The sequence below is a fragment of the Maribacter cobaltidurans genome (assembly GCF_002269385.1).
Lineage (GTDB): Bacteria > Bacteroidota > Bacteroidia > Flavobacteriales > Flavobacteriaceae > Maribacter > Maribacter cobaltidurans.
The window spans coordinates 666,615-691,176 of record NZ_CP022957.1 but is presented as its reverse complement, the minus strand read 5'-3'; the positions used below and the strand labels follow the sequence as shown (position 1 = coordinate 691,176).

General features: G+C 40.0%; 22 protein-coding genes. 12 read left to right on the top strand and 10 right to left on the bottom strand.

The window, feature by feature from the left end; translation table 11 throughout:
* The first annotated feature begins 9 nt into the window (after positions 1 to 9).
* Complete coding sequence (locus tag CJ263_RS02955; protein WP_229702339.1) at positions 10 to 1,134, top strand: OmpA family protein; 1,125 nt, start codon at positions 10 to 12, stop codon at positions 1,132 to 1,134.
* Here CJ263_RS02955 and CJ263_RS02950 read toward each other — a convergent pair.
* Positions 1,131 to 1,919, bottom strand: coding sequence for an NIPSNAP family protein (locus tag CJ263_RS02950; protein ID WP_094999081.1), 789 nt, complete (start codon positions 1,917 to 1,919; stop codon positions 1,131 to 1,133). The genes CJ263_RS02955 and CJ263_RS02950 overlap by 4 nt on opposite strands.
* Before the next feature lie 136 nt (positions 1,920 to 2,055).
* Between CJ263_RS02950 and CJ263_RS02945 the strand changes: the two genes are divergently transcribed.
* The 5 genes from CJ263_RS02945 to CJ263_RS02925 all read left to right on the top strand — a co-directional run bounded on the left by CJ263_RS02945 (position 2,056) and on the right by CJ263_RS02925 (position 7,477).
* Positions 2,056 to 3,006: a DUF6807 family protein gene (locus CJ263_RS02945; protein WP_094995896.1), complete on the top strand. Its 951-nt coding sequence runs from the start codon at positions 2,056 to 2,058 to the stop codon at positions 3,004 to 3,006.
* Between the two features lie 48 nt (positions 3,007 to 3,054).
* The gene (locus CJ263_RS02940; RefSeq protein WP_094995895.1) at positions 3,055 to 4,359 is read left to right on the top strand and encodes an MFS transporter; all 1,305 of its coding nucleotides are present in this window, start codon (positions 3,055 to 3,057) and stop codon (positions 4,357 to 4,359) included.
* A gap of 78 nt (positions 4,360 to 4,437) precedes the next feature.
* Positions 4,438 to 5,190, top strand: coding sequence for an NYN domain-containing protein (locus CJ263_RS02935; protein WP_094999080.1), 753 nt, complete (start codon positions 4,438 to 4,440; stop codon positions 5,188 to 5,190).
* Between the two features lie 28 nt (positions 5,191 to 5,218).
* The gene (locus CJ263_RS02930) at positions 5,219 to 7,048 is read left to right on the top strand and encodes a DUF885 domain-containing protein (protein ID WP_094995894.1); all 1,830 of its coding nucleotides are present in this window, start codon (positions 5,219 to 5,221) and stop codon (positions 7,046 to 7,048) included.
* Between the two features lie 54 nt (positions 7,049 to 7,102).
* A complete protein-coding gene (locus tag CJ263_RS02925; protein ID WP_188669406.1) occupies positions 7,103 to 7,477 on the top strand; it encodes a hypothetical protein in 375 nt (124 codons plus the stop codon).
* An 87-nt stretch (positions 7,478 to 7,564) separates the two neighbouring features.
* Here CJ263_RS02925 and CJ263_RS02920 read toward each other — a convergent pair whose 3' ends face one another.
* Positions 7,565 to 8,104: a DUF2911 domain-containing protein gene (locus CJ263_RS02920; RefSeq protein ID WP_094995892.1), complete on the bottom strand. Its 540-nt coding sequence runs from the start codon at positions 8,102 to 8,104 to the stop codon at positions 7,565 to 7,567.
* 244 nt (positions 8,105 to 8,348) lie between these two features.
* Between CJ263_RS02920 and asnB the strand changes: the two genes are divergently transcribed.
* From asnB to CJ263_RS02905, 3 genes are all read left to right on the top strand, one after another.
* The gene (asnB, locus tag CJ263_RS02915) at positions 8,349 to 10,019 is read left to right on the top strand and encodes an asparagine synthase B (RefSeq protein WP_094999079.1); all 1,671 of its coding nucleotides are present in this window, start codon (positions 8,349 to 8,351) and stop codon (positions 10,017 to 10,019) included.
* Between the two features lie 296 nt (positions 10,020 to 10,315).
* Positions 10,316 to 12,256 carry a DNA topoisomerase (ATP-hydrolyzing) subunit B gene (gene gyrB / locus CJ263_RS02910; RefSeq protein WP_094995891.1) on the top strand — a complete coding sequence of 647 codons (1,941 nt, stop codon included), beginning with the start codon at positions 10,316 to 10,318 and terminating at the stop codon, positions 12,254 to 12,256.
* Between the two features lie 71 nt (positions 12,257 to 12,327).
* Entirely contained in the window at positions 12,328 to 13,341 is a 1,014-nt protein-coding gene (locus CJ263_RS02905) for a DUF6588 family protein (protein ID WP_094995890.1), read from the top strand.
* A gap of 120 nt (positions 13,342 to 13,461) precedes the next feature.
* On the opposite strand, the gene CJ263_RS02900 is transcribed toward CJ263_RS02905, so the two are convergent.
* Positions 13,462 to 13,836, bottom strand: a complete 375-nt coding sequence (locus CJ263_RS02900) for a hypothetical protein (protein ID WP_158657064.1) — start codon at positions 13,834 to 13,836, stop codon at positions 13,462 to 13,464.
* A gap of 291 nt (positions 13,837 to 14,127) precedes the next feature.
* On the opposite strand from CJ263_RS02900, the gene mdh reads away from it, so the two are divergent.
* The 3 genes from mdh to secDF all read left to right on the top strand — a co-directional run bounded on the left by mdh (position 14,128) and on the right by secDF (position 18,884).
* The gene (gene mdh, locus CJ263_RS02895; RefSeq protein WP_094995888.1) at positions 14,128 to 15,054 is read left to right on the top strand and encodes a malate dehydrogenase; all 927 of its coding nucleotides are present in this window, start codon (positions 14,128 to 14,130) and stop codon (positions 15,052 to 15,054) included.
* 139 nt (positions 15,055 to 15,193) lie between these two features.
* Positions 15,194 to 15,811 (top strand): hypothetical protein, encoded by a 618-nt coding sequence (locus tag CJ263_RS02890; RefSeq protein ID WP_094995887.1) that lies wholly within the window; start codon positions 15,194 to 15,196, stop codon positions 15,809 to 15,811.
* Between the two features lie 109 nt (positions 15,812 to 15,920).
* The gene (gene secDF, locus CJ263_RS02885) at positions 15,921 to 18,884 is read left to right on the top strand and encodes a protein translocase subunit SecDF (RefSeq protein WP_094995886.1); all 2,964 of its coding nucleotides are present in this window, start codon (positions 15,921 to 15,923) and stop codon (positions 18,882 to 18,884) included.
* A gap of 49 nt (positions 18,885 to 18,933) precedes the next feature.
* On the opposite strand, the gene CJ263_RS02880 is transcribed toward secDF, so the two are convergent.
* The 7 genes from CJ263_RS02880 to exaC form a co-directional block, all read right to left on the bottom strand.
* Entirely contained in the window at positions 18,934 to 20,166 is a 1,233-nt protein-coding gene (locus CJ263_RS02880; protein ID WP_094995885.1) for an ATP-binding cassette domain-containing protein, read from the bottom strand.
* 1 nt (position 20,167) lies between these two features.
* Positions 20,168 to 20,686 carry a GNAT family N-acetyltransferase gene (locus CJ263_RS02875; protein ID WP_094995884.1) on the bottom strand — a complete coding sequence of 173 codons (519 nt, stop codon included), beginning with the start codon at positions 20,684 to 20,686 and terminating at the stop codon, positions 20,168 to 20,170.
* A 4-nt stretch (positions 20,687 to 20,690) separates the two neighbouring features.
* The gene (locus CJ263_RS02870; RefSeq protein WP_094995883.1) at positions 20,691 to 21,182 is read right to left on the bottom strand and encodes a DUF192 domain-containing protein; all 492 of its coding nucleotides are present in this window, start codon (positions 21,180 to 21,182) and stop codon (positions 20,691 to 20,693) included.
* 11 nt (positions 21,183 to 21,193) lie between these two features.
* Entirely contained in the window at positions 21,194 to 22,156 is a 963-nt protein-coding gene (gene lgt / locus CJ263_RS02865) for a prolipoprotein diacylglyceryl transferase (RefSeq protein WP_094995882.1), read from the bottom strand.
* A gap of 88 nt (positions 22,157 to 22,244) precedes the next feature.
* Positions 22,245 to 22,478, bottom strand: a complete 234-nt coding sequence (gene yidD / locus CJ263_RS02860) for a membrane protein insertion efficiency factor YidD (RefSeq protein WP_094999078.1) — start codon at positions 22,476 to 22,478, stop codon at positions 22,245 to 22,247.
* Positions 22,479 to 22,580: 102 nt separating this feature from the next.
* Positions 22,581 to 22,955 (bottom strand): DUF779 domain-containing protein, encoded by a 375-nt coding sequence (locus CJ263_RS02855; RefSeq protein WP_094995881.1) that lies wholly within the window; start codon positions 22,953 to 22,955, stop codon positions 22,581 to 22,583.
* Between the two features lie 10 nt (positions 22,956 to 22,965).
* Positions 22,966 to 24,489: an acetaldehyde dehydrogenase ExaC gene (gene exaC, locus CJ263_RS02850; RefSeq protein WP_094995880.1), complete on the bottom strand. Its 1,524-nt coding sequence runs from the start codon at positions 24,487 to 24,489 to the stop codon at positions 22,966 to 22,968.
* Between the last annotated feature and the right edge of the window lie 73 nt (positions 24,490 to 24,562).

Below are 24,562 nucleotides of genomic sequence, written 5' to 3'. Positions count from 1 at the left end.
CTTAGGGGAGTGAGGTATTTCCTGAATACATACTGCGTATATCTTGTTACACCGCTTCTTTGGTTGATGGGAATCCATTTTTTATATGGACAAAATCTGGTTAAAAACCCAAGCTTTGAGCATTACAAGAATTGTCCCAAACAATTAGGGAACCTAAAACATGATTTAATCGATTGGGATACTCCCACCTTGGGTTCTACCGATTATTTCCACGGATGCAGCCAAGCGATGGGAACGCCCAAGAATTTCAATGGGGAACAACCAGCGGATTTTGGGGAAGGTTATGTGGGTTTGTATTTGTACGCTCCGGACGATTATAGGGAATACTTACAAGCTTCCTTGACGGAAACTTTAAAAAAGGGTGACAAGTATGTATTGTCATTTTATGTGAGCTTGGCGGAACGGTCGGATTTTGCCATAAAGGAATTCGGAATTCTTTTTTCAGAAGATTCCTTAAACGTGGAGACGAACAAGGTACTCTCAAGAATGCATCTATCCCGGTTACCTGGGAATGTGTCCAATACATTTGAGATTAGCTACTCTGATTTTTATTCAGATAATAAAGAATGGGTAAGGGTAGAAAAAGAATTTATAGCTAATGGAACCGAAAACTTTTTGGTCATTGGCAATTTTAAGGATAATAAGCGCACCCAAAAATTTAAAACAAAACGTAGGGCAACTAAGGGTTCCTATTATTATTTGGATATGGTTAGTGTAATTTCCCTGAAAAATAATGGGAGGCAAACAAACCCCAATGATAAAGTGCTAGATGAGAATTATACAATGAATGAGACCATCACCTTTAAAAGTGTGTTGTTCAATTTTGATGAGTTCACATTATCCACTCAATCCATTAAGGAATTAGATCAAATGGTAACCTATCTTAGCTCTAGGCCAGATCTAATAATTTCAATATCCGGACATACGGACAGCATCGGCAATAAAACATATAACTTGGACCTCTCGAGAAAAAGGGCCAAAGCTGTAGCTGCCTATTTGATGCAGCGAGGTATTGACAAAAAAAGAATATCCTACCAGGGATTTGGTAGTTCCAAACCTTTGGAAGCAAATAATACCATAGGGGGCAGACTAAATAATAGACGGGTGGAATTTACACTCACAAAAAAATTCTAGTAATCTGAATACTCCGTGGGATAAAGAAGCCAAATATCAGCTTTGCTCACATTGTTCTTATATCGTTCATCGTTCACGAGCTCCTGCCATTTTTCAGAACCGAAAAAGGCCTTCCATACAGCGTCCCTTTTCTCCATATTTTCATAGGTGGTCATATACATTAAATTGGGCATACTGTCACCGGAGATAACCTCGGCATAGAAAACCGCATTGGCTCCCACATTATCGAATAGTTCAACTTCCCCACCTTCATTGAACATGGACACCTTGTTTATGTACAGTGCTTCGGTAGCGGATTCATAACTCCTAAGTTCATAAACACGTTCCTTTCTGGGTGAGGAAACGCTGCTTGGTTCCATTTTTGGCATTTCGGAAAAGGCCCGCATCAAAGTGGAGCTTATTCTTTGATACGGAGGGTTGTCATGCTTGGCCATAATATAATCGCTACCTGCCGACAAATGTGATTTGTCCACCGCCAAGGAAGCTTCCATTTTTTCAAACTGGTCCAAGGAATTAAAAGGAATCAGTACAAAGATTTTATCGGCCATCACAAATTTACCTGGGCGAATTTTAAAAACACCAATATTCTCAATACCCATTCTTTTAAGTGCCGGCAAATAAGCTTTTTCTAAATAGGCATCAACGGCTTTTTCTTGCGCTTCGTTCTTTATGGTGTACGTTTTGAGCTCATAAAATTCTCTTTTTACTTCTTGGCCCAAGCCATTGCTTGTAAAAAGGATAAGGAATAAAAAAGTGAATACGGGGGTAAATCTTTTAGTTTTCATACCAGTAAAATAGTTCATTAAAAATACTTGGTAAGGTACTAATTTTATAATTCTATCATCTTAATAAATTAGTTGTTCATTTATTTTACTATTTTGAGCAAAGCCATAGTAGGTCCAAGTCCAGGAATTTTTTAATATGCGGGAAGCCATTGTTTTTTGTTTTTTTCTATTCTTTTTCGGGAATGGTTTTGCCCAATTGGAGGTGAACATTCTGGATGATAAAGCACTATTTATGGAGGGACGGGATAGTGTGTTGGTTTTTCAAACAGAACCAAAGTCCTTAAACGGCTCCTTTGAACGTGCAAACTATATTCACCCACTTTATTCCTTAGATGGGGTTGCAATTACAGAGGATTTTCCCAAGGATCATCTACACCATAGGGGTATTTTTTGGGCCTGGCATCAGCTATATTTAAATGATACAGAGTACGGAGACGGCTGGGAAATACGGGATTTTGAATGGGAGGTTGTTAGCACATCGGAAATCAAAGAAAATAGTATGGCGCTTACTCTGAAATCAGAAGTAATTTGGAAATCCGCAACCGCGATAAATGATACTGATGAAACCAGACCCTTGGTGAAGGAAACCAATTGGATTACAGTATATCCAAAAGCATCCAATTACAGGGCAATCGATATAAAGATTCAACTGTATCCTTTATTCGATACTATTTTAATTGGTGGTTCTGAGAATGAAAAAGGCTATGGAGGTTTTTCGGCACGGGTACAATTATCCGAAGATGTAAAATTTAAGGATTCCAAGGGAACCGTCATCCCAGAAAATACTCCGGTTGCTGGAAAAGATTGGATCAATATTCTTAGTCGGACCAAAGAATCGAATACTAAGTACGGTTTGGTCATTATTCCATCCGAAAAAAATCCGGGCTATCCCAGCCCTTGGATTCTTAGAGAAAATAATAGTATGCAGAATGCCGTATACCCTCATCCAGGGGCAACGTCGATACCATTATCCAATGTAAAACCCACAATATTACGGTATCGATTAATTATTCATAATGGTAATCTGGACGATTCGGTAATATCAAAATTACAGCATCAATATTTTGAACAAACCCAGCAGGATTAAACGTATAAATAGCCAAGGAAAATGTATTTTTACGTTTAGCATTTGTCTATGTCTAAAATTTCCAATTTTCACCTAATCGATCCGGCCAAATCTCCTATTTTTTACGGTTACATTATTTTAATAATCGGGACAATAGGTATCTACTGTAGTATTCCGGGTCAGACCATTGGTGTTTCTGTTTTTACCGACCCGGTGAAAGATGCCTTGGGGCTTTCTCGCAATCAGTTTAGTAACGCTTACATGATTGGGACCATTGTAAGTTCTCTGGTCATAGGTCGGGCAGGAATATGGTTTGATAAATATGGGGCAAGATATGTTGCTTTTTTTGCCGCATTGGGCCTAGGTCTTACCTTGTTTCTATGCTCTTGGTCCGCAAAAATGAGTGATGCGATTAAAGATTTGTTGTCCATGGATACTTGGATGATACCTTTTGTTTTGATGACCGTTCTATTCTTTATGTTGCGCTTTGCCGGTCAAGGGGTTCTTACTATGGCATCCAGAAACGTCATCATGATATGGTTCGACAAGAATAGGGGCAAAGTAAACTCTATAAGTAGTGTTGCTCTTTCGTTTGGATTTTCTTCATCTCCATTATGGATAAATGCTTTGATTGAGGACTACGGATGGTCCCAGTCATGGCAAATTTTAGGATATGGCTTGTTGGTTTTTAGTGTCTTCGTTTTCCTTCTTTATAAAATATCACCCGAATCACACGGACTTCTTCCTGATGGGGCAAAGTCGATTTCAACCAAAAAGGATGCTGAAACAGTAAAGCCTAAACAATTTACACTTGCTGAGGCAAAGCAAACGAGGGCATTTTGGATGTATGGGCTAATGCTGGCTTTTAATAGTTTTTTCATTACCGGCCTTACCTTTCATGTAATATCAATTTTTGCCAATGAAGGTTTTTCAAAAGAAGTGGCCATTTCCATTTTTTTGCCTGGGTCCGTGGTGGCCGTAACCGTTTCTACGATTTTTAATTTTTTAAGTGATTATTTGCCGCTTAAACTCTACCTATATCTTATGCTGTTTGGTGGAATTTTGGCCTCACTGGGTTTTTTGTTTTTGTCCACATCGGTAGGAGTACCTATGTTGATTGCCGGATTTGGTATTTTGGGCGGATTCTTTGCTGTGCTTAACGCTGTGGCATGGCCAAGGTTTTTTGGACGAAAACATCTGGGAAGCATCACCGGAAAAGTCATGAGTTTTCTTATTCTGGCAAGTGCTTTGGCCCCCAGTATTTTTAGCCTTTGTTTATCCACTTTTGGATCGTATAGGTTGGTTGGCTATTTAGGATTGGGGTTTTTACTGTTTCTTTCAATTGCCGCAACGAAAGCGAATAATCCTCAGTAACGTATATATTAGTGATGTTTTCGAATTTGTTCGATGCGATTGCCTTTAAAACCCCTTACCTTTACCAAAAACCAAGAGATGGATTTAAATTTAGCAGTTCTTATTGATGGGGACAATATACCTTCGGCTTACGTCAAGGAAATGATGGAAGAGATAGCCAAATATGGCAATCCTACTATCAAAAGAATATATGGGGATTGGACCAATCCTAGGTTGGGAAAATGGAAAAATGTGCTGCTGGAGAATGCCATAACGCCCATCCAACAATATGGGTACACCCAAGGTAAGAATGCTACGGATTCCGCCATGATTATCGATGCTATGGATATCCTGTATTCCGGCAAAGTCAATGGATTTTGTATCGTAAGCAGTGATAGCGACTTTACCAGATTGGCTACTAGGCTTAGGGAAGCAGGAATGCAGGTGTTTGGTATCGGGGAACGTAAAACTCCCAATCCATTTATAGTTGCCTGTGATAAATTCATATATATTGAGATACTTAAGAGTCAGTCAGAGGAGGCCATAAATAATACAAGCCAGAATGATGATAAAAATCAGGTAGATAAAATAACTCCAAAGGACCTTAGGTTTATAGCGACCACAATTGAAGATGTGGCGGATGATGATGGTTGGGCCTTTTTGGGCGATGTTGGAAGTTTGCTCCAGAAAAAGCAACCAAATTTTGATTCAAGAAACTACGGCTTTCAAAAGTTGACCCCTTTGATTAACTCCATACCGCATTTTGAAATTGAGCGTCGTGAGGATTCAAAGGGCAGGAATAAATTAATCTATGTTCGAATAAAGGAAAAGAAACATAAAAAATCGAAATAGAGCTATAGCATCCTAAAAACCACTGACCATGAATTGCAAAGGAGTTATTGTAGCAATAATACTATTGCTTGGAGCCTGTACACCAGAGCCTAAAACTACAAAAGAGGATACTGGTAACCTAGATAGTCTTTTTGTTGCTTTTTACGATTTTCAAAAAAAAATTAATCCCATAGAAGCCACAAAAGCGGGGATTGATACCTTCAATGATACTATTGTCAATTATATTTCAGACAGCCATCAGGAATATCTCCGTGAATCCTATATCTCGTTTTTGTCCGAACTGGAAAAGTACCCTATGTCCGAGCTTACCAAGGAAGATGCCTTGAGTGCCCGGGTAATGGAATGGGATTGCCGTATGAAATTGGAGGGTTTAAATAATTCCATTGTCACTATGGCATCTCCCATTTATAACCTGCCCAGTTTTGAACTTATGCCTTTGTTCCAGATACAGTCATTACATCTGTATGTGGCCCAGTTGGCAGGGGGTACTAGTGTGCAGCCCTTTGTCACCCAAGAGGATTATGCCAATTGGCAGCACCGTTTGGAGGATTACCTGCAGTTTTTGGATACCAGTATGGAACACATGCGAGAAGGAATGGAAAAAGAAATCGTTTTGCCTAAGGTCCTTACCCTAAAAATGCTGCCACAGATTAAGGCATTCTTGGATGTTCCGTTAGAGGAGAATCTCTTCTATCAGCCCGTGCTTAACTTTCCCGAAACTATTGATGAGGATGTCAGGGCAAGCTTGAAAAGCGATTATGAACGGATGATCACCGAAAAAATTCTTCCCAAGTACCAAGAGTTACATCAATTTTTGGAACAGGAATATCTTCCTGCCTGTAGGGATACGGATGGATTGTCCGCCTTACCGAATGGCCGTGAAACTTATAATTATTTGATTCGGTTGCACACTACCACGAAAATGACTGCTGAGGATATCCATGCCTTAGGTAAGCAGGAGGTAGAGCGCATTACCGGGGAAATGGAAAAGGTAAAGGAAGAATTGGGTTTTAAAGGAGAATTAAAGGACTTTTTCATTGAGGTGCGTAACAAGAAGGAACTTATGCCCTTTAATGATCCAGCTGAAGTTTTGGAACATTTTAATGGTATCCATGAGCGATTGAGCTTAGAATTGGATAGTGTATTCAACCTGCGCCCCAAGGCCGGTTTTCATGTGAAGCGTACCGAAGCGTTTAGGGAGGCATCGGCCAGTGCGGAGTACGTTCCGGGTTCTAAGGATGCCAAACGGCCGGGAACTTTTTATGTACCCATTCCCAATGCCAAAAGTTATAATGTGGTTCACGATGAGGCCTTGTTCCTACATGAGGCCTTGTTCCTACATGAGGCCATACCAGGCCATCATTATCAGTTGAGCCTACAACAGGAGAATAAAAAGCTACCCGAATTTCTACATCCTGAAAATATGGGTGTTTTTGTGGAAGGGTGGGCCCTGTATGCGGAATCCCTCGGAAAAGAACTGGGCCTTTATGAAGACCCATATCAATATTTTGGCATGCTCAGTATGGAAATGCACCGCGCCATTCGGTTGGTAGTGGACACTGGAATACACGCAATGGGTTGGACCCGTGAAGAGGCAATAGCTTATTCTTTGGCCCATGAAGCAGAGTCCGAGGAAGGTATCATTGCCGAAGTGGAACGATATATGGCTACACCTGGTCAGGCACTTTCCTATAAAATGGGCCAATTAAAAATATTGGAATTACGGAATAAGGCCAAAATGGAACTGGGTCCAAAATTTGATATACGGGAGTTCCATGATCAAGTATTGGGCTACGGAAGTTTACCTTTAATGCTCTTGGAAGAGAAAATAAATTCTTGGATTGCGAGTTATAAGTAGAAATCTTATCCAAATATTTTGAGGTACATTCCTATTTTACTATTGGTTTTGTTAGTGAGTTTCACAGGAACCGCCCAAGACGGGTTCAGAAACACTGCAAATGATAAGACTTTAGAACCCACAGACCTTTTAGGTATTTGGAGCTATCGGGTGGCGGGCATAAATAATGGCTATGAAGAAGGGCTTTTGATAGTTGACAAAATGGAAGGCCTGTATACTATGCAGATACAGTTGCAAAATAGAGGGTCGCTCAATGCGTATGATGTTCTCGTAGAAGGTGACAAAATGCAATTTCATGTCAACCTGGATGGCGTGGAGCGGGTTGGCGTGGTGCTAAGTATAAAAGGAAAGGAACTTGAGGGACAGGTCATAACGGAAGAAGGCAGTAGCTTCGCCATAAAAGGTGTGAAACAGTTACCGGAAAATTAAAGTTCGATTAAAGGATATGGACATTGACTAAAAATTAGAAATAAAAAAAACGGACCTAGGTCCTTTTTTTTATTGTAAAAAGTCGTACTACCATGTGATGGGAACGGCCACTCTTGTTTTATCCCAACCCATAACCATATGGGCTCCATTTTCAACCTCCTTAAAGGCAATGGAAAACTCTTCCAAACTTGCAGAATCAGAACCATTGGGAACTTTAATTCTTGCAACATCGTCACTTTCATCATAAAAATAGGAACCCCATTGGTTTAAATTTTTATTTAGGATAACGGTCCATTCCTTTTCACCCGGAATCGTAAATAAGGAATACGTCCCAGCTTTTATGTCCTTACCTCCAAAATTTACATTTTCGTAAAAGGTAATCTCCGCAGCTTCGTTGGCACCGGTCCTCCAAACTTGTCCGGTTGGGGCTAGTTCCGCCAAGGAACGGTTTTTAAGTTGAGGTCTTCCGTAGATGATACGGACAACCTTGTCAGAAACTTTGTAATCGGTGGGGTAGGATGCCATATCCATTGGACTTTTGTCCAACCCTGAAAATTTTTGAGCCTGTAAATCATTGAAGAAAGTAACGGCTAAAATAAATAGGGAGATGGAAAGTAATTTTTTCATAATAACGTTTGATTTTTAGTGATTCAAAGCTAACTACTTCACATAGCTTTTATATATAAAAAGTCGTTAAATTTTAACATTCTTACAGAATGTACCATAAATTTTAAATTTATAGTGTCAAAGTTTCATTATGGTATAAAAGTGAATTTTAATGTATTAAAATGTAAGTATAAATGTCCTATATGTTTTATATCGGAAACGATATATGCATTTTTGTATTGAAATTATTATAAAAAATAATAGTATGTGTGGAATTGTATGTGCATTTGATGTCAAGGAAAGTACGGAAGTGCTAAGGCCTCAATTGCTTGAAATGTCTAAAAAGGTTAGACATAGAGGACCGGATTGGAGCGGAATTTATGCAGATGAAAAGGCCATATTGGCCCATGAGCGTTTGGCCATTGTGGATCCGGCTTCTGGGAAACAACCTCTTTTGAGTGAAGATGGTAAATTGATTTTGGCCGCCAATGGGGAAATATATAATCATAGGGAATTGCGTAAGCAGTTTGAGGGAAAATATAATTTTAAAACTGAATCCGATTGTGAGGTCATTCTGGCTCTTTACCAAGAAAAAGGTCCCCATTTCATAGATGAGATGAACGGAATTTTTGGTTTTGCCATTTATGACTCAGAAAAAGACGAATATTTTGTGGCCAGGGACCATATGGGTATAATCCCATTATATATGGGCTGGGACCAAAATGGAACCTTCTATGTAGCTTCAGAGCTTAAGGCTCTTGAGGGCACCTGTACCAAAATAGAATTGTTTCCTCCTGGTCATTATTTACATAGTTCCGATGGGGAATTGAAAAGATGGTACAAGCGCGATTGGATGGATTATGAAGCCGTAAAGGAAAATGAGACCAGTATCCAGACGATTAAGGAAGCTTTAGAGGCTGCGGTACACCGTCAGTTAATGTCCGATGTACCCTATGGCGTTTTATTGTCCGGAGGATTGGATTCCTCGGTAACATCGGCCATAGCAAAAAAATATGCCCAAAAAAGAATTGAATCCGGTGATACTGCCGATGCATGGTGGCCACAATTACATTCATTTTCAGTTGGTTTGGAGGGCTCTCCTGACCTGGCAGCGGCGCAAAAAGTTGCGGACCATATTGGTACGGTGCATCATGAAATAAAATTTACCATTCAAGAAGGATTGGATGCCATAAGGGATGTAATCTACAACTTGGAAACATACGACATCACAACGATTCGGGCGTCTACGCCCATGTACTTGATGGCCAGGGTAATCAAGTCTATGGGAATAAAGATGGTATTATCAGGAGAAGGGGCCGATGAACTTTTTGGAGGATATTTGTACTTCCACAAAGCGCCAAGTCCAAAGGATTTTCATGAAGAGACCGTTCGAAAATTGGATAAACTCCACATGTACGATTGTTTAAGGGCCAACAAATCTTTGGCCGCCTGGGGAATCGAGGGTCGTGTACCCTTTCTGGACAAGGAGTTTATGGATGTGGCCATGCGAATCAACCCAAAGGATAAAATGATCAACGGAGAGCGTATGGAGAAATGGGTGGTACGTAAAGCCTTTGAGGACATGTTACCGGAAAGTGTAGCATGGAGACAAAAGGAGCAGTTTTCAGATGGTGTAGGTTACAGCTGGATCGACACCCTAAAGGAATTGGTAGCCTCCGAAGTAACCGATGATCAATTGGCAAATGCAAAGTTCAGGTTCCCAATCCAGACCCCTACAACCAAGGAAGAGTTTTATTACCGTTCCATATTTGAGGAGCATTTTCCTTCGGATGCCGCGGCATTATGCGTGCCTCAGGAGCCTTCAGTAGCCTGCAGTACCAAAATAGCCTTGGAATGGGACGAAGCGTTCAAGAACATGAACGACCCATCTGGGCGTGCCGTATCAAAAGTACATACGGACGCTTATGTTAAGTAAGTAGTTCATAACGTAATTCTGTTTACCTGTTTCAGAAGAACAGGGCAGTTTTTATTTTTTAATTAGTCCTTGAGAGGTGCCATAAATTGGCACCTCTTTTGTTATACATATTTTAGTTTTCGAACCTACAATGATCAATGTATTACAAAAGGTCGTTACCTGTTATGAAAACTGAAATTTTCCACAATTTTTGTTGATAACTTGGTTATGCCCAATAGGTAGGAACGGCTTATTTCATGGGGTATTCCGTATATTTGTAGGATTGCAAATTTTGAAGTAAAAACAACTTTTAACTTATGAGCGAAGAAGCAAATAAAAAGCAATATTCAGCGGACAGTATTCAGGCGTTGGAAGGTATGGAGCACGTAAGAATGCGTCCGTCCATGTATATCGGGGATGTAGGTGTCCGTGGGTTGCATCACTTGGTTTATGAGGTGGTGGATAACTCCATTGATGAGGCCATGGGTGGTCATTGTGATACGATTAGTGTCATCATAAACGAGGACAATTCCATTACTACGAAGGATAACGGAAGGGGTATTCCTGTTGATTTGCATAAAAAGGAAGGTGTATCCGCACTTCAGGTAGTAATGACCAAAATTGGTGCCGGTGGTAAGTTCGATAAAGATTCCTATAAAGTATCCGGAGGACTTCATGGTGTGGGTGTTTCCTGTGTGAATGCATTGTCAAGCCATTTAAAGGCCACGGTGCACAGGGACGGTAAAATATGGGAACAGGAGTATGAAAGGGGAAAGGCACTTTATCCCGTAAAGAGCGTTGGTGAAACCACTGATAGGGGTACCGTAGTTACTTTTAGGCCGGACGAAACCATATTTACCCAGACAATAGAATATAGTTATGAAACGCTCTCCAATAGAATGCGTGAACTTTCTTTCCTTAACAAAGGGGTTACCATTACCATTACGGACAGAAGACAAAAGGATGATAAGGGAGAGTTTGTGTCAGAAACATTTTTCTCCAATGAAGGACTTAAGGAATTTGTACGTTTTTTAGACGGTAACAGGGAGCCCTTGATACAAAGTGTTATTTCCATGGAGGGGGAAAAAAATGATATTCCCGTTGAAGTAGCCATGGTTTATAATACCAGTTATACCGAAAACCTACATTCTTATGTAAACAACATCAATACCCACGAAGGAGGTACACATTTATCAGGTTTTAGAAGAGGACTTACCACCACCCTTAAAAAATATGCCGATGCCTCCGGGATGTTGGATAAGCTAAAATTTGAAATTCAGGGTGATGATTTCCGTGAAGGTCTAACGGCAATTGTATCCGTTAAGGTAGCAGAACCACAATTCGAGGGCCAAACCAAGACCAAACTGGGAAATAGGGAAGTTTCCTCAGCGGTTAGTCAGGCTGTTTCAGAGATGTTGACCAACTATTTGGAAGAACATCCAGACGATGCTAAAATCATCGTACAAAAGGTTATTTTGGCTGCCCAGGCAAGGCATGCGGCGACCAAGGCAAGGGAAATGGTTCAGCGTAAGACCGTGATGAGTGTTGGGGGGCTACCCGGGAAATTGTCGGATTGCTCCGAACAAGATCCAACACAATGTGAGGTGTTCTTAGTAGAGGGAGATTCTGCAGGTGGTACGGCAAAACAAGGCCGTGACCGAAATTTCCAGGCTATTCTTCCTTTAAGGGGAAAGATTTTGAATGTTGAAAAGGCCATGCAACATAAGGTTTTTGAGAATGAGGAAATCAAGAATATTTATACCGCCCTTGGCGTAACCATTGGTACGGAAGAAGATAGCAAGGCCTTGAACTTGGAAAAGTTAAGATACCACAAAGTAGTGATTATGTGTGATGCCGATGTGGATGGTAGTCATATTGAGACACTTATTTTGACATTCTTCTTTAGATATATGAGGGAGTTGATCGAAGGTGGACATGTCTACATTGCAACACCTCCGCTGTATTTGGTCAAAAAGGGTCAAAAGAAGCAATATGCCTGGTCCGATAAGGAGCGTGATGAGATTGCGTCCAGTTATAGTGGCGGCGTGAGCATACAGCGATACAAAGGTTTGGGAGAAATGAATGCGGAACAGCTCTGGGATACTACAATGAACCCTGAATACCGTACCCTGCGACAGATAACCATTGAAAATGCTACCGAGACCGATAGAATTTTCTCTATGTTGATGGGTGACGAAGTCCCTCCAAGACGGGAGTTCATTGAGAAAAATGCTGTCTATGCGAACATTGACACATAGAAATAAGGACTTACACAACAAAAACCTGCGTCTGAAACGCAGGTTTTTTAGTTTTAGGAAAAATTTAAAAAATGAAGAATTTACTTACATGTTTTTTGTTGTGTGGTTTTTCCGCGGTGATGGCGCAGGATTTTAATGATTTGTTTGCTGCCGGGGTGGAGGATGCAGAACAATTTACCACGGATTATTTAGAGCCGCTTTCAGAAAGTGCTATATATAATTTTTCAACGGGGTGGTATAATACGGCAGATGCCAAGCCCTTGGGAGGATTTGAAATATCCATTATTGGAAATATTACCGGATTCAAAAACAAGTCGGATAAAAAAGTTTTTATCCTAGACCCCAACGATTACCAAAATTTGGATTTCGTAAACAACCCAGGTGTTGCAAGGGAAGTTTCTACGGCCCTTGGGGATATTAGTGGAGTAGATGTTTATGTTGAAGGTCAAGTAGCGGGTGCCACGGTACGACAAACTTTTGAGCTGCCTTCCGGTCTTTCCGGGGAAGGATTGGATTTTGTTCCTTCGGGATATGTGCAAGCAAGCGTTGGGCTTATCAAAGGAACGGAGATAAAAGCGAGGTTTTTACCCAAAATAGATACTGAGGGAGCATCCGTTGGTTTGATAGGCTTCGGACTACAACACGATTTTACAAAGTTGTTGCCCGCTGATAAAATTTTACCGGTTGCCATTTCCGCCGTTATTGGGTACACCAAAGTAAATGGTGACTATGACCTCACAGACGTTAATTTAGTTCAGGGCAATGATCAAAGAATAGAGGCCAATATTAATACTTGGGCATTCAATGCAGTGGTTTCCACAAAGCTTCCTATCATCAATTTTTATGGAGGACTAGGATATGTTACCGGTAAATCGGTTACGGATGTATTGGGGACATACGAGGTGAGTGCAGGTCCTTTTGCATCGGAAACCTATGAGGATCCTTTTTCCATAACCAAGAAAGTAAGTGGGGTAACAGGGAATATCGGTACTAAATTAAAGTTAGGTTTTTTTAGGTTAAATGCGGATTATACGTTGGGCGAGTTCAATACACTTACCGTGGGTGTAAACTTCGGATTCAGATAATAGAGAAACAATAAACGTAATACAAAAATGCCCGGCGGTAAGCCGGGCATTTTTGTATACATGAAGAGCCTGCCCAGATTTCTCCGAACAGGCTCTTTCCCATGGCCCTGTGAAAATCATCTATTCTTTAATGGCCAAATAGTTGCCATCAATCTTCTCCAAAATGCTACCTTCCTCGGTTTTAACCATTTTAAATTTGATGGTAGGTACATCTTCAAGACCTCTATATTCAATGGTATAAATGTTATCTTCCTTTGACCACTTGAAATCTGTTTGTAGGGTAATGTCATTTCCGTTTATTTCATGGTATCTGCCTAAATAGACATCATTGAAAATCCATTCTTTACGGAGGGTACTTTTGGAAGTTCCACCTATGATTTCAGTTCCTGATTGGAACCAAACACCAATAATGGGGTCATTGTTCTGCTCTATACGAGAACAGTTTGCAGAAAAAATAATGGCACATATGGCCATTAATGAAAGGAACTTTTTCATTAATAAGTAGGTTTTGTTTGGATTTGGGATCCATAGCTAATAACGGAGGTTCTTTTTTGATATTACTAAAAATCGATGTACGGTAACTTTTTTGTGATTTCTTCGTTGAACGGTATCTTTTTTTAATGTAAGATACAGTTCGTCGATGTTTGAATAGTCCGTTATTAGGATTTTATTAGGGGGTTCCTTTCTGCTAAATTGTCAAGAATTGAGTATTTTTGGCAAGCTAAAAATCTAAAATAGAACCCTTGGTTTTATTACAAATAAATTAATTCATAAAAATATAAGAATATGAAAGTTACAGTAGTTGGAGCCGGAGCGGTAGGGGCCAGTTGTGCAGAGTATATTGCTATAAAGGATTTTGCCTCTGAGGTGGTTATCCTTGATATCAAGGAAGGATATGCAGAAGGAAAGGCGATGGATCTTATGCAAACTGCATCATTGAACGGTTTTGATACCAAAATTACGGGAAGCACCAGTGATTATTCAAAAACTGCCAATAGCGATATAGCGGTAATTACTTCCGGTATTCCTAGAAAGCCCGGAATGACCAGGGAAGAGCTCATCGGTATAAATGCGGGAATCGTAAAAACTGTTTCCAGCAGCTTGATCCAGCATTCACCAAACGTAATTATTATCGTCGTGAGTAACCCCATGGATACCATGACCTATTTGGTTCATAAAACTACTGATTTGCCAAAGAACAGAATCATTGGTATGGGTGGTGCTTTGGATAGTGCCCGATTCAAGTATAGATTAGCAGAGGCCATGGAAGCCCCCATTTCGGACGTTGATGGTATGGTTATAGGTGGTCACAGCGATACGGGTATGGTTCCTTTGACTTCTCATGCCACACGGAATAGTATAAAGGTATCAGAATTCATATCTGAAGATAGATTGCAACAAGTGGCAGAGGATACTAAAGTAGGCGGCGCCACTTTGACCAAATTATTGGGTACCAGTGCCTGGTATGCCCCCGGTGCCGCAGTTTCTGCCTTGGTACAGGCCATTGCTTGTGACCAAAAGAAAATGTTCCCATGTTCCACTTTCTTGGAAGGGGAATATGGTCTAAATGACATCTGTATAGGTGTTCCCGTTATTTTAGGTAAAAATGGTATAGAACAGATTGTGGACATTCCATTAAGTGATGCCGAAAAAGCCAAAATGAAGGAAAGTGCAGAGGGTGTTTCTAAAACCAATGGTTTGCTAGAAGTCTAGTTTCTTTTAATTTTAATCAAATAGAAAACCTTTAGAATTTAACTCTAAAGGTTTCTTTTTTTAAGATGATGGGTTTCTGGGTTTTACATATTATAAATAATATACTACCCACAATAATCTTTATTTTTATATTTGCGCCATGAATGCAAAATGGTGCGTTGGTACTCTAATCATTATTCTGGCCCTAATGGGGCTAAATCAGGAGCATAGCAAAGCTTCTAACCAACAGATTTCATTACAATTTACAGATGTAGCAGTAGCTTCGGAAACGACGCATGATGAAGTTTTGTCTGCGATAACCAAGAAGTTAGCATTCTTGGGTGTTGATGATATTGAAATCATAGAGAATGACGGTAGCCATGTGAATATCCGTTATTACAGTGATATTGATGCTGAAGGTGTTAAGGAATTTCTTTCCCAAGATCTCCCTATGTCACTTACCTATGACGATGATTTTCCATCTGATTTTCCAAAAGAAGAGCTTCCAGAAAATTATAACCTAGTCGTTTCTGATTTACATCAATACACCCAAAATGGATTGAATTTAAAGGGAAACCTTGTTCCAATTCAAAAACAGGTTGGCAGTGGATTTTCAAATCCGGTAATACTTCAATTTAATAAAGCATTGGTTGTAGGACCAAATGTTATTGATAGAGTAGCATTTAATATTCATAAAAATATTGCACTTGCAATAGATTACACTTCGCATAATATCCCTGAAGTAAGGGCAGGACCTTATTTTTGTGGAAAAAGCTAATTTCCAATAAAAAATATCACCATAGAATATAATTACTTAGGTAAAAGTAATTTGCATTGATTTTAAATCATGCAAAACCTTAATAGACATAAATTAAATTAATAATCAAATGCAAAATAAAGGACTTATAAAGCTTTTTGCTTTATTATTTGGATTAGTTAGTATTTATCAACTATCCTACACTTTCATTACTAATAAGGTCGAGAAGGAGGCGGAAGTATTTGCCGCTAGTCGTATTTCTGAGGCCGAAGATGACTATGTTTCAAAAAGAGAAGCGTTGGAGACCAGTTACTTGGATTCTATTGGAAACAATTCCATTTTAGGATATACCAACTACAACGAGGCCAAAAAGAAGGAGTTGAACAAAGGTCTCGATCTTAAGGGTGGAATCAATGTTACACTCCAAATATCCGTAAAGGATATTTTGAAGGGCTTGGCCAACAACACCAAAAATCCGGTATTCAATAAAGCATTGGCAGATGCGGATGCTGCATCTAAAAATAGTGATGATACCTACATCAACTTATTTTTTGAAGCTTTCGATGAGATAAAAGGCGATACAAAATTGGCCTCGCCCGATATTTTTGCGAATAAGGGTCTGAGCGACGAAATCAACTTTCAAATGTCCGATGATGAGGTAAAACCCATTATCAGAAGAAAAATTGACGAATCGGTTGTATCTGCCTTTGAAGTATTGCGTGAGCGTATCGATGGATTTGGGGTTACGCAGCCTAACATCCAGAGGGAAGGGAATTCAGGTAGGATTTTGGTGGAATTACCCGGTGCCAGGGATATAAACCGTGCCCAGGACTTGTTATCCAGTACAGCGCAATTGGAGTTTTGGGAAACCTATAAACAAAGCAATCCATCCTTTAGTACTTTCTTGATTCAGGCAAACGAGAAGTTAAAGGAAATCGTTGATGTTAAAAAACCGGAACCAGTGAAGGAAGAGTCGGAACTGGATTCTTTGTTATCTGATGTCGCGGCAGATTCTTTGGACTTGGCTACACAAGTAAATCCTTTATATGAGTTGTTGATACCGGCAAATCCGGGTACGCATGCCATGTTTAGGGCTGCCATCAAGGATACGGCTACTATAGGTTCCTACTTTAGAATGCCAGAAATTAGAAGGTTGTTGCCTGCGGATATCCAGTTTGTGAAATTTGTCTGGGAAAGGCCTGCTACCGAGGATACGGAGGTAATTGATCTATATGCCTTAAAATCGAACCGCGAAGGTATTCCTAGAATTAGTGGTGATGTAGTTAGCGATGCCCGTGCGGATTTTGACCAATTTGGTAAACCGGCAGTTTCCATGACCATGAACACTAAAGGTGCCAAGGAATGGGAAGAATTGACCGGTGATGCCTATAATAATCAAACAGGGATTGCCATAGTTTTAGACAATAAAGTGTATACGGCTCCCGGTGTTTCCAGCGGACCGATTTCTGGAGGACGTTCTGAAATTACAGGTAATTTTACGGTTAACGAGACCAAGGATATTTCCAATGTATTAAGAGCGGGTAAATTACCAGCCTCAGCAGAGATTATACAATCGGAAATCGTAGGTCCATCCTTGGGACAGGAAGCTATTGACAGTGGTTTTATGTCCTTCTTGATAGCAATGGCCATTGTATTGCTTTGGATGATTGCATATTACGGGAAGGCTGGTGCTTTTGCCGATGTAGCACTGTTGTTGAACATACTATTGATTTTTGGAGTTTTAACAAGCTTAAATGCCGTGTTGACCTTGCCTGGTATAGCCGGTATTGTTTTGACCATTGGTATGTCCGTAGATGCGAACGTACTTATTTTTGAAAGGATAAAAGAGGAGTTGGCAAAAGGTAAGGGAAAAAGCTTGGCGGTTTCAGATGGTTTTGGAAATGCTTTATCCTCCATTTTGGATGCCAACATTACCACGGGATTAACGGCAATCATCTTATTCGTATTTGGTTCAGGTCCTATTAAAGGGTTTGCAACTACCTTATTGATTGGTATTCTTACTTCTTTGTTCACAGCCATTTTCATTACTAGGTTGTTGATCGATTGGTATATTGGAGGAAAGGGTAGAAGTTTGGATTTTGCCACTGGTATTACCAAAGGGTTGTTTAAGAACATGTCCATTGATTTCTTGGTCAAAAGGAAGATTGCATATATTGTTTCCAGTATTTTGGTGGTTATAGGCCTGTACTCCTTGTTTTTTGGACCTGGCCTTCAGCAAGGGGTGGACTTCGTAGGTGGACGTTCGTATACCGTGCGTTTTGAACAGCCCGTGAACCCTTCTGAAATTGCTTCGGAACTTAATACCGTTTTTGGCAGTGGTACCAATGTAAAAACCTTTGGAGAGTCTAACCAAATCAAGATTACAACTCCATATAAAGTGGATGTGGAAGGGATAGAAGTGGATACCGAGATTCAGGATAAGCTCTACACTTCCTTACAAAAATATCTGCCGGACGGAACTTCCAAGAATGATTTTAGTATTGGTAGTGAAGGGAAATCCATTGGTATTCTACAATCGGTTAAGGTAGGCCCTACTATTGCGGATGACATTAAGAATAATGCATTTTTAGCAATACTTGGATCTTTGGCGGTTGTTTTTCTATACATCCTTTTACGTTTCCGTAGATGGCAGTTCTCTCTGGGAGCCGTTGTGGCGGTTTTCCACGATGTCTTGATCGTACTTGGGGTATTCTCCATATTCGGTAAAATTATGCCGTTCAACATGGAAATAGATCAAGCTTTTATTGCGGCTATACTAACGGTAATTGGTTATTCCTTGAACGATACCGTGGTGGTGTTCGACCGTATACGTGAAATCATTGCGGAAAGAGGCTGGAAAGGTGGCGAAAATATAAACTCTGCCATCAACAGTACTTTGGGAAGAACCTTGAATACTTCATTAACTACTTTGGTAGTATTATTGGCCATCTTTATTTTTGGCGGGGAGTCCCTTAGAGGGTTTATGTTCGCTATGATCGTTGGTGTAGTAGTAGGTACGTATTCTTCTGTATTTATTGCAACACCGGTTATGTTCGATGCCCTAAGCAAAAAAATTACCAAGACCCTAAACTAGGGCTCTAAATTACTAACTCTAGAAAAGTCGCTATGCAAATAGCGACTTTTTATTTTTTAAAAGTATGTATACTGCCCAAGGAACCCTTTTCCGTTTTGGTTAATTCCAGGATTTTCTTTGGATGTAATCCCGGTTCTTTCCTGTGGCTTACAAAGAGAATAGCGGTTTGCGTCTCTTCTGCAATTTTATTTACCAAGTTGACCAGTATTCGCGCAGCGGAATCATCCATACCGCTCGTAGGTTCGTCCAATATTAATAGAGGTGGGTGTTTTACCATAGCACGTACCGTCATGACCAAACGTTGTTCTCCCAAGGATAATTCATTGAATTGAATATTTCTTTTTTCCCATAAGTGAATAAGTAATAACCAATTCTTAATGATTCTTTTTTGGGTTTCCGTTGGTTTAACATAGAGTCCTATCGAATCAAGTAGTCCGGAAATGAGCATGTTTTCCAAGGAATGTCTCCCCCTGAACTTATCTGTCATGGAAGGGGAGAAGTATCCTATTTTTTGTTTGATGTCCCAAACACTTTCTCCTGAACCTTTCTTTTTTCCAAAAAGATAAATTTCCTGTCCAAACGCCTTGGGGTTATCCCCCGTAATCATGGAAAGTATAGTTGTCTTTCCGGTTCCATTATGTCCTATAAGTTGCCAAAACTCCCCTGATTTAACCTCCCAGTCTATGTCCTTGAGTATGTGCTTTTCCCCATAGGAAACGTTAACATTCTTAAAAGAAATTAAGGTGTTGCCATTAAAGCTTATTTGGTTGATTGGTGAAGGAATCTCCCCAGATAAATGAATCTGCTTTTTATCCTGTTTTAAGGCTATCTCTTTAAGTATATCTAATTGTCCATCCCGTACTTCGGCGAAATTATGAATCATCGAAAGCATGTCCGCCTTTCTGCTTGCTAATTGGATGAACAAGGTTCTATCGGCATGTTTGGTCAGGAGTTTTCTTAATTCTTTTTGAAATGTAACATCAAGGTTGTCAAAAGGATTGTCAAGAATGATGTAATCCGGATCTTGATCTAAAATTTGGAACAAAAGAGCCTTCTTCTGCTCTCCACTCGACATGGTTTTTAAGGCCTGAAACTCGGTTGAAATAGATTTGGTGCCATGTTTTTCTTCCTCTTCCATAAACTTTTGCAGTGCCAGTTGGGAAAATAGTTTTCCTTTTTGGCCGTCCAGGTTGATTATATTGGAAAAGGCATTATTTTCAAGTTTTTTAACCAACTCTTTTTTATTGGTTTGGTTGTTTGTGAAAATTCCCCAGTGTTCCATGTTATCGGTCTATTCTAAAAATGAATACAGGGTTTTCCTTGTATAATGTTCTTTTTTCTATGTGCATACCATTTTTTATGGCCACTTTTTTGGAAGGTTCGTTATCAATATGGATAATGGAAATGAGATGGTTGGCCCATTGATTTTTAAATGCGGTAGCTTTACATTTTTCTGCGGCTTCTGAGGCATATCCTTTTCCCCAATATTCTGGGAGTATGGAATATCCAATTTCCAGTTCCTCTATATCGTCAACAATCTGTACCAACAAACCGCAAATCCCAACAAGCTTTTTGGTTTTTATTTCGATTAGGGCGTGCATGCCCCCCAAACCTTTCTCATAGCGCTCAAAAATACGTTGAAATTGCTCGGTGCAGGCTACTTTTGGGTTTTTGGGTAAGCCAGTCCAAAACTCGGAAGATTTAGGTTCTTGATGAAAGGGAAGCCAATCCTCGAAATACGCCATGGTTAACTTTTTAAAGATTAGCCTTTCGGTTTCCTCTCCTTCCATGGAATAGTTCATGTGGTTATAACCTTGAGAACGTTATAGTGTCGCCCACTTCAAGGGACCATGCATCCGACAGACCGGCATTAATCTCCAAAACGTACTTTACGGGTACTTTAGAGGAAAGCCCACTTTCATTAAAAGGTTCCGCGTTTTTTTGAATACTGGCAATTTTTAAGTCTTCGTTTAAGAATATGATGTCCAAGGGAAATTCCGTATTCTTCATGTAAAAGGAGTGCATGGCAACATCAGGAAAAATAAATAACATCCCTTGGTTGGTTTCCATGCTTTTGCGATACATCAATCCGGTTTGGGTCTCATAATCGGTTTCGGCAATTTCGATATCCAATGATGTAATCAAGGAATCCGTTTCCTGTTTATAGATACTTAACGAACCTTCCTTGGTAAAGGAAACAGGTGTTGTTTTTATCACCTTTTTTGATTCCTCTTTGCAGGACAGAAGGGTTATTGAAAAAATGACTGCAAGACCTAAAAGGTACCTATAAACCTTCATGAATGATGCTTTTAGTGGGTTTTAACGGGTCTGAACATAAAGTAGAATCCAAGTAGTATAAAGGGAATACTTAACCACTGCCCTGTAGATAGTAATCCCAGCGATTCCTCAAAACCGCCTTGGCTCTTTTTTACGAATTCCACAAAGAAACGAACGGTCCACAATAGAATAAGGAACAATCCAAAAAGGTAACCCGGTTTGTTCTTTTTGTCCGTCTTCCAGTAGAGGTAATATAATAGGACAAATACAAAAATATAGCAGATTCCTTCGTACAACTGAGCTGGATGTCGATAGGGGATTTCGGCTAAATATTGCGAAAATTGAGGATTGTTCTCTATGGCATCATAAGCAGCATTTAAGCTCCTTTCTTTAGTTACTCCCAATGCCTTGGAAGGGTGAAGATCATCCGAATCCCTAATAAATTTAGTAGCGAAAATGAATGACTCGTCTACCGTTTTTCCATTGATCTCAGAATTAAAAAAGTTGCCCAAACGCACACAAAAAGCTCCAATAGCTACCGGAATGGTCAGTCTGTCAAATATCCATAAGACACTGAAACCGGGGTGTTTTTTGGTAAAAAGGTAAGTGGCGATAATGATTCCAATAGTTGCCCCATGACTGGCAAGTCCCGTAAAACCGGTAAATTCATATCCATCGATGAGGCCAAAAAGTAGGCTTCCCGTATCGCTCTCCCTAATGGGCAATAGAATTTCCAATAAATGATTTTTATAATAGGGCCAATCATAAAAGAATACATGGCCTAATCTGGCTCCTAGCATGGTACCCAAAACGGTATATACGAATAGGGAATCCAATTGCTCAACAGATTTTTTTTCGTTGATGAATATCTTTTTCATGAGATACCAACCAATGGCAAATGCTATGATCCATAGCAAATTGTAATATTTTATTTGGATGGGTCCTATATTGAAAAGAGTTTCGTTGGGATTCCAAATAATTCCTAAGAAGTACATGCGAGTTGATTTTGAAGGGCTAATATACGTAAATAGCCTCGATTACCCTTTACGAAATATCCTATCAAATTTACTATTCGTACAATTTTTAGGGTACGGGATCATATCCTTTCCCTCCCCAGGGAGTACAACTAAAAATTCTTTTTATGGACAACCAACCTCCCTTAAACAGACCATGTTTTTTGAGAGCTTCCAAGGTATATTGGGAACATGTTGGAGAATATCTACACGTTGCTGGGGTATAAGGGGAAATGGCCAGTTGATAAAAACGTACCAATAGGACGAATGGGGCAATCAATATGTTTTTAAAAGTAAGCTTCAAGGCCACGAAATATTCAGTAAAGTTACATAATATATTATCGTATTTATAGTAAAAAAGGCCCGTGCTACACGGACCTTTTATTTAAAAAATACAACAGGGATATTATTCACCCACCCGAACAGGTTCCAAGTTTTCCGACTCTTCCGGAGTGTAAAGTCTTGATTTAATAACAAAGCGTATGCCCATGGGTATCTCCAGTGAAAAGCTTGCCCCTCTACCAGGAGTTACATCCACGGTAAGCTGGGTATGCTTCCAATATTCAAATTGGTCTTTGGACATATGAAATTCACATCCCTCGATGGTGCCCAACCAAATATCGTTATCGTCTAGCATGAGTTCACCTTTAGGAAAGCACATGGGGGAGGAGCCATCGCAACAACCCCCACTTTGGTGGAACATAAGTTCACCATGTTTTTCCTTGAGCTCCCTAATGACTTGGGCAGCTTTATCGCTTACCAATACCCTTTTGGTTTTCATGTTTGTTTTATTAAAAGAATCCCATGGCTTTCTTATCGTAGGAGATAAGCATGTTCTTCGTTTGTCTGTAGTGTGACAACATCATCTTGTGATTTTCCCTACCAATTCCAGACTTTTTGTACCCTCCAAAAGGTGCATGTGCAGGGTAAAGGTGATAACAGTTTACCCAGACCCTACCTGCTTTAATTGCCCGTGAAACGGTATAAGCTTGATGAGTATCCCTGGTCCAAACCCCAGCGCCAAGTCCATATAAGGTATCATTAGCAATTTCTATGGCCTCTGCCTCATCCTTAAAGGTGGTCACGCAGACCACAGGACCAAAAATTTCTTCTTGGAAAACCCTCATTTTATTATTTCCCTTAAGTACGGTGGGTTGAATGTAAAATCCGCCTTCCAGTCCTTCATTGTATGCCTGTTCCCCTCCCGTCATTACTTCGCATCCTTCTTCCTTTCCAATTTGGATATAGTTCAGAATTTTTTCAAATTGATCGCTAGATGCCTGGGCTCCCATCATGGTACTTGGATCTAGTGGATGGCCCATTTTAATAGCTTTAGTTCTTTCTATAACTCGCTCCATGAAGGCATCGAAGATGCTTTCCTGTACGAGCATTCTAGAAGGGCAAGTACAAACCTCACCTTGATTAAGAGCGAACATATTGGCACCTTCAATACATTTATCAAAGAATTCGTCGTCAGCATCCATAATGTTCTCGAAGAATATATTTGGTGATTTACCACCCAACTCCAAAGTTACCGGAGTGATATTCTTAGAGGCATATTGCATAATCAATTGCCCGGTAGTGGTCTCACCTGTAAAGGCAACTTTATTGATTCTTGGACTAGATGCCAATGGCTTACCGGCTTCTGCGCCAAATCCATTGACTACGTTCAGAACACCGGCGGGTAGAATATCTTGGATTAATTCTACTAAAATCAATATTCCTACAGGAGTTTGCTCTGCTGGCTTCAATACTACGCAGTTGCCCGCGGCCAATGCAGGAGCCAGTTTCCAAACTGCCATTAAAATAGGGAAGTTCCAGGGTATAATCTGTCCAACGACACCTAAAGGTTCAGTAACGTTCAAAGCTACGGTATTACTGTCCAATTCGCTCACCGATCCCTCTTCGGCTCTTATTACACCGGCAAAATATCTAAAGTGATCTATGGCCAACGGTAAATCTGCAGCCCTAGTTTCCCGTATGGCCTTTCCATTGTCCCAAGTCTCGGCTCTTGCCAAAACTTCCAAATTTTTTTCCATGACGTCTGCTATTTTCAATAGCATATTACTTCGTTCCGTTGCAGAGGAGTTGTTCCAAGATGGTGCTGCCTTCCATGCTGCGTCTATGGCCTTATTAATATCCTCTGCCGTAGATCTTGGAATTTTAGTGAAGGATTTTCCATCTACTGGAGATGTGTTTTCAAAATATTCCCCTTTCACGGGAGCGGTCCATTTACCACCAATGAAATTTTCATATTGATTTTTGAATGTCGGTTTTTGTAGCACATCCTGCGCTACGGTAGCTGTATTGCCCATATCTTAAAAGTTTTAAAATTTAATAAATCAGTTAAATGTTTTCAAATTCTTGGAATCAAGAGATTTATAAAAC

Bases quoted from the DNA above. Each gene is read 5' to 3' on its own strand.
- CJ263_RS02920 (WP_094995892.1), bottom strand. From the start codon at position 8,104: ATGAAAAAATTACTTTCCATCTCCCTATTTATTTTAGCCGTTACTTTC.
- gyrB (WP_094995891.1), top strand. From the start codon at position 10,316: ATGAGCGAAGAAGCAAATAAAAAGCAATATTCAGCGGACAGTATTCAG.
- CJ263_RS02940 (WP_094995895.1), top strand. From the start codon at position 3,055: ATGTCTAAAATTTCCAATTTTCACCTAATCGATCCGGCCAAATCTCCT.
- mdh (WP_094995888.1), top strand. From the start codon at position 14,128: ATGAAAGTTACAGTAGTTGGAGCCGGAGCGGTAGGGGCCAGTTGTGCA.
- CJ263_RS02870 (WP_094995883.1), bottom strand. From the start codon at position 21,182: ATGAAGGTTTATAGGTACCTTTTAGGTCTTGCAGTCATTTTTTCAATA.
- secDF (WP_094995886.1), top strand. From the start codon at position 15,921: ATGCAAAATAAAGGACTTATAAAGCTTTTTGCTTTATTATTTGGATTA.
- exaC (WP_094995880.1), bottom strand. From the start codon at position 24,489: ATGGGCAATACAGCTACCGTAGCGCAGGATGTGCTACAAAAACCGACA.
- asnB (WP_094999079.1), top strand. From the start codon at position 8,349: ATGTGTGGAATTGTATGTGCATTTGATGTCAAGGAAAGTACGGAAGTG.
- CJ263_RS02890 (WP_094995887.1), top strand. From the start codon at position 15,194: ATGAATGCAAAATGGTGCGTTGGTACTCTAATCATTATTCTGGCCCTA.
- CJ263_RS02880 (WP_094995885.1), bottom strand. From the start codon at position 20,166: ATGGAACACTGGGGAATTTTCACAAACAACCAAACCAATAAAAAAGAG.
- CJ263_RS02855 (WP_094995881.1), bottom strand. From the start codon at position 22,955: ATGAAAACCAAAAGGGTATTGGTAAGCGATAAAGCTGCCCAAGTCATT.
- CJ263_RS02905 (WP_094995890.1), top strand. From the start codon at position 12,328: ATGAAGAATTTACTTACATGTTTTTTGTTGTGTGGTTTTTCCGCGGTG.
- lgt (WP_094995882.1), bottom strand. From the start codon at position 22,156: ATGTACTTCTTAGGAATTATTTGGAATCCCAACGAAACTCTTTTCAAT.
- CJ263_RS02875 (WP_094995884.1), bottom strand. From the start codon at position 20,686: ATGAACTATTCCATGGAAGGAGAGGAAACCGAAAGGCTAATCTTTAAA.
- CJ263_RS02945 (WP_094995896.1), top strand. From the start codon at position 2,056: ATGCGGGAAGCCATTGTTTTTTGTTTTTTTCTATTCTTTTTCGGGAAT.
- CJ263_RS02950 (WP_094999081.1), bottom strand. From the start codon at position 1,919: ATGAAAACTAAAAGATTTACCCCCGTATTCACTTTTTTATTCCTTATC.
- CJ263_RS02900 (WP_158657064.1), bottom strand. From the start codon at position 13,836: ATGAAAAAGTTCCTTTCATTAATGGCCATATGTGCCATTATTTTTTCT.
- CJ263_RS02930 (WP_094995894.1), top strand. From the start codon at position 5,219: ATGAATTGCAAAGGAGTTATTGTAGCAATAATACTATTGCTTGGAGCC.
- CJ263_RS02935 (WP_094999080.1), top strand. From the start codon at position 4,438: ATGGATTTAAATTTAGCAGTTCTTATTGATGGGGACAATATACCTTCG.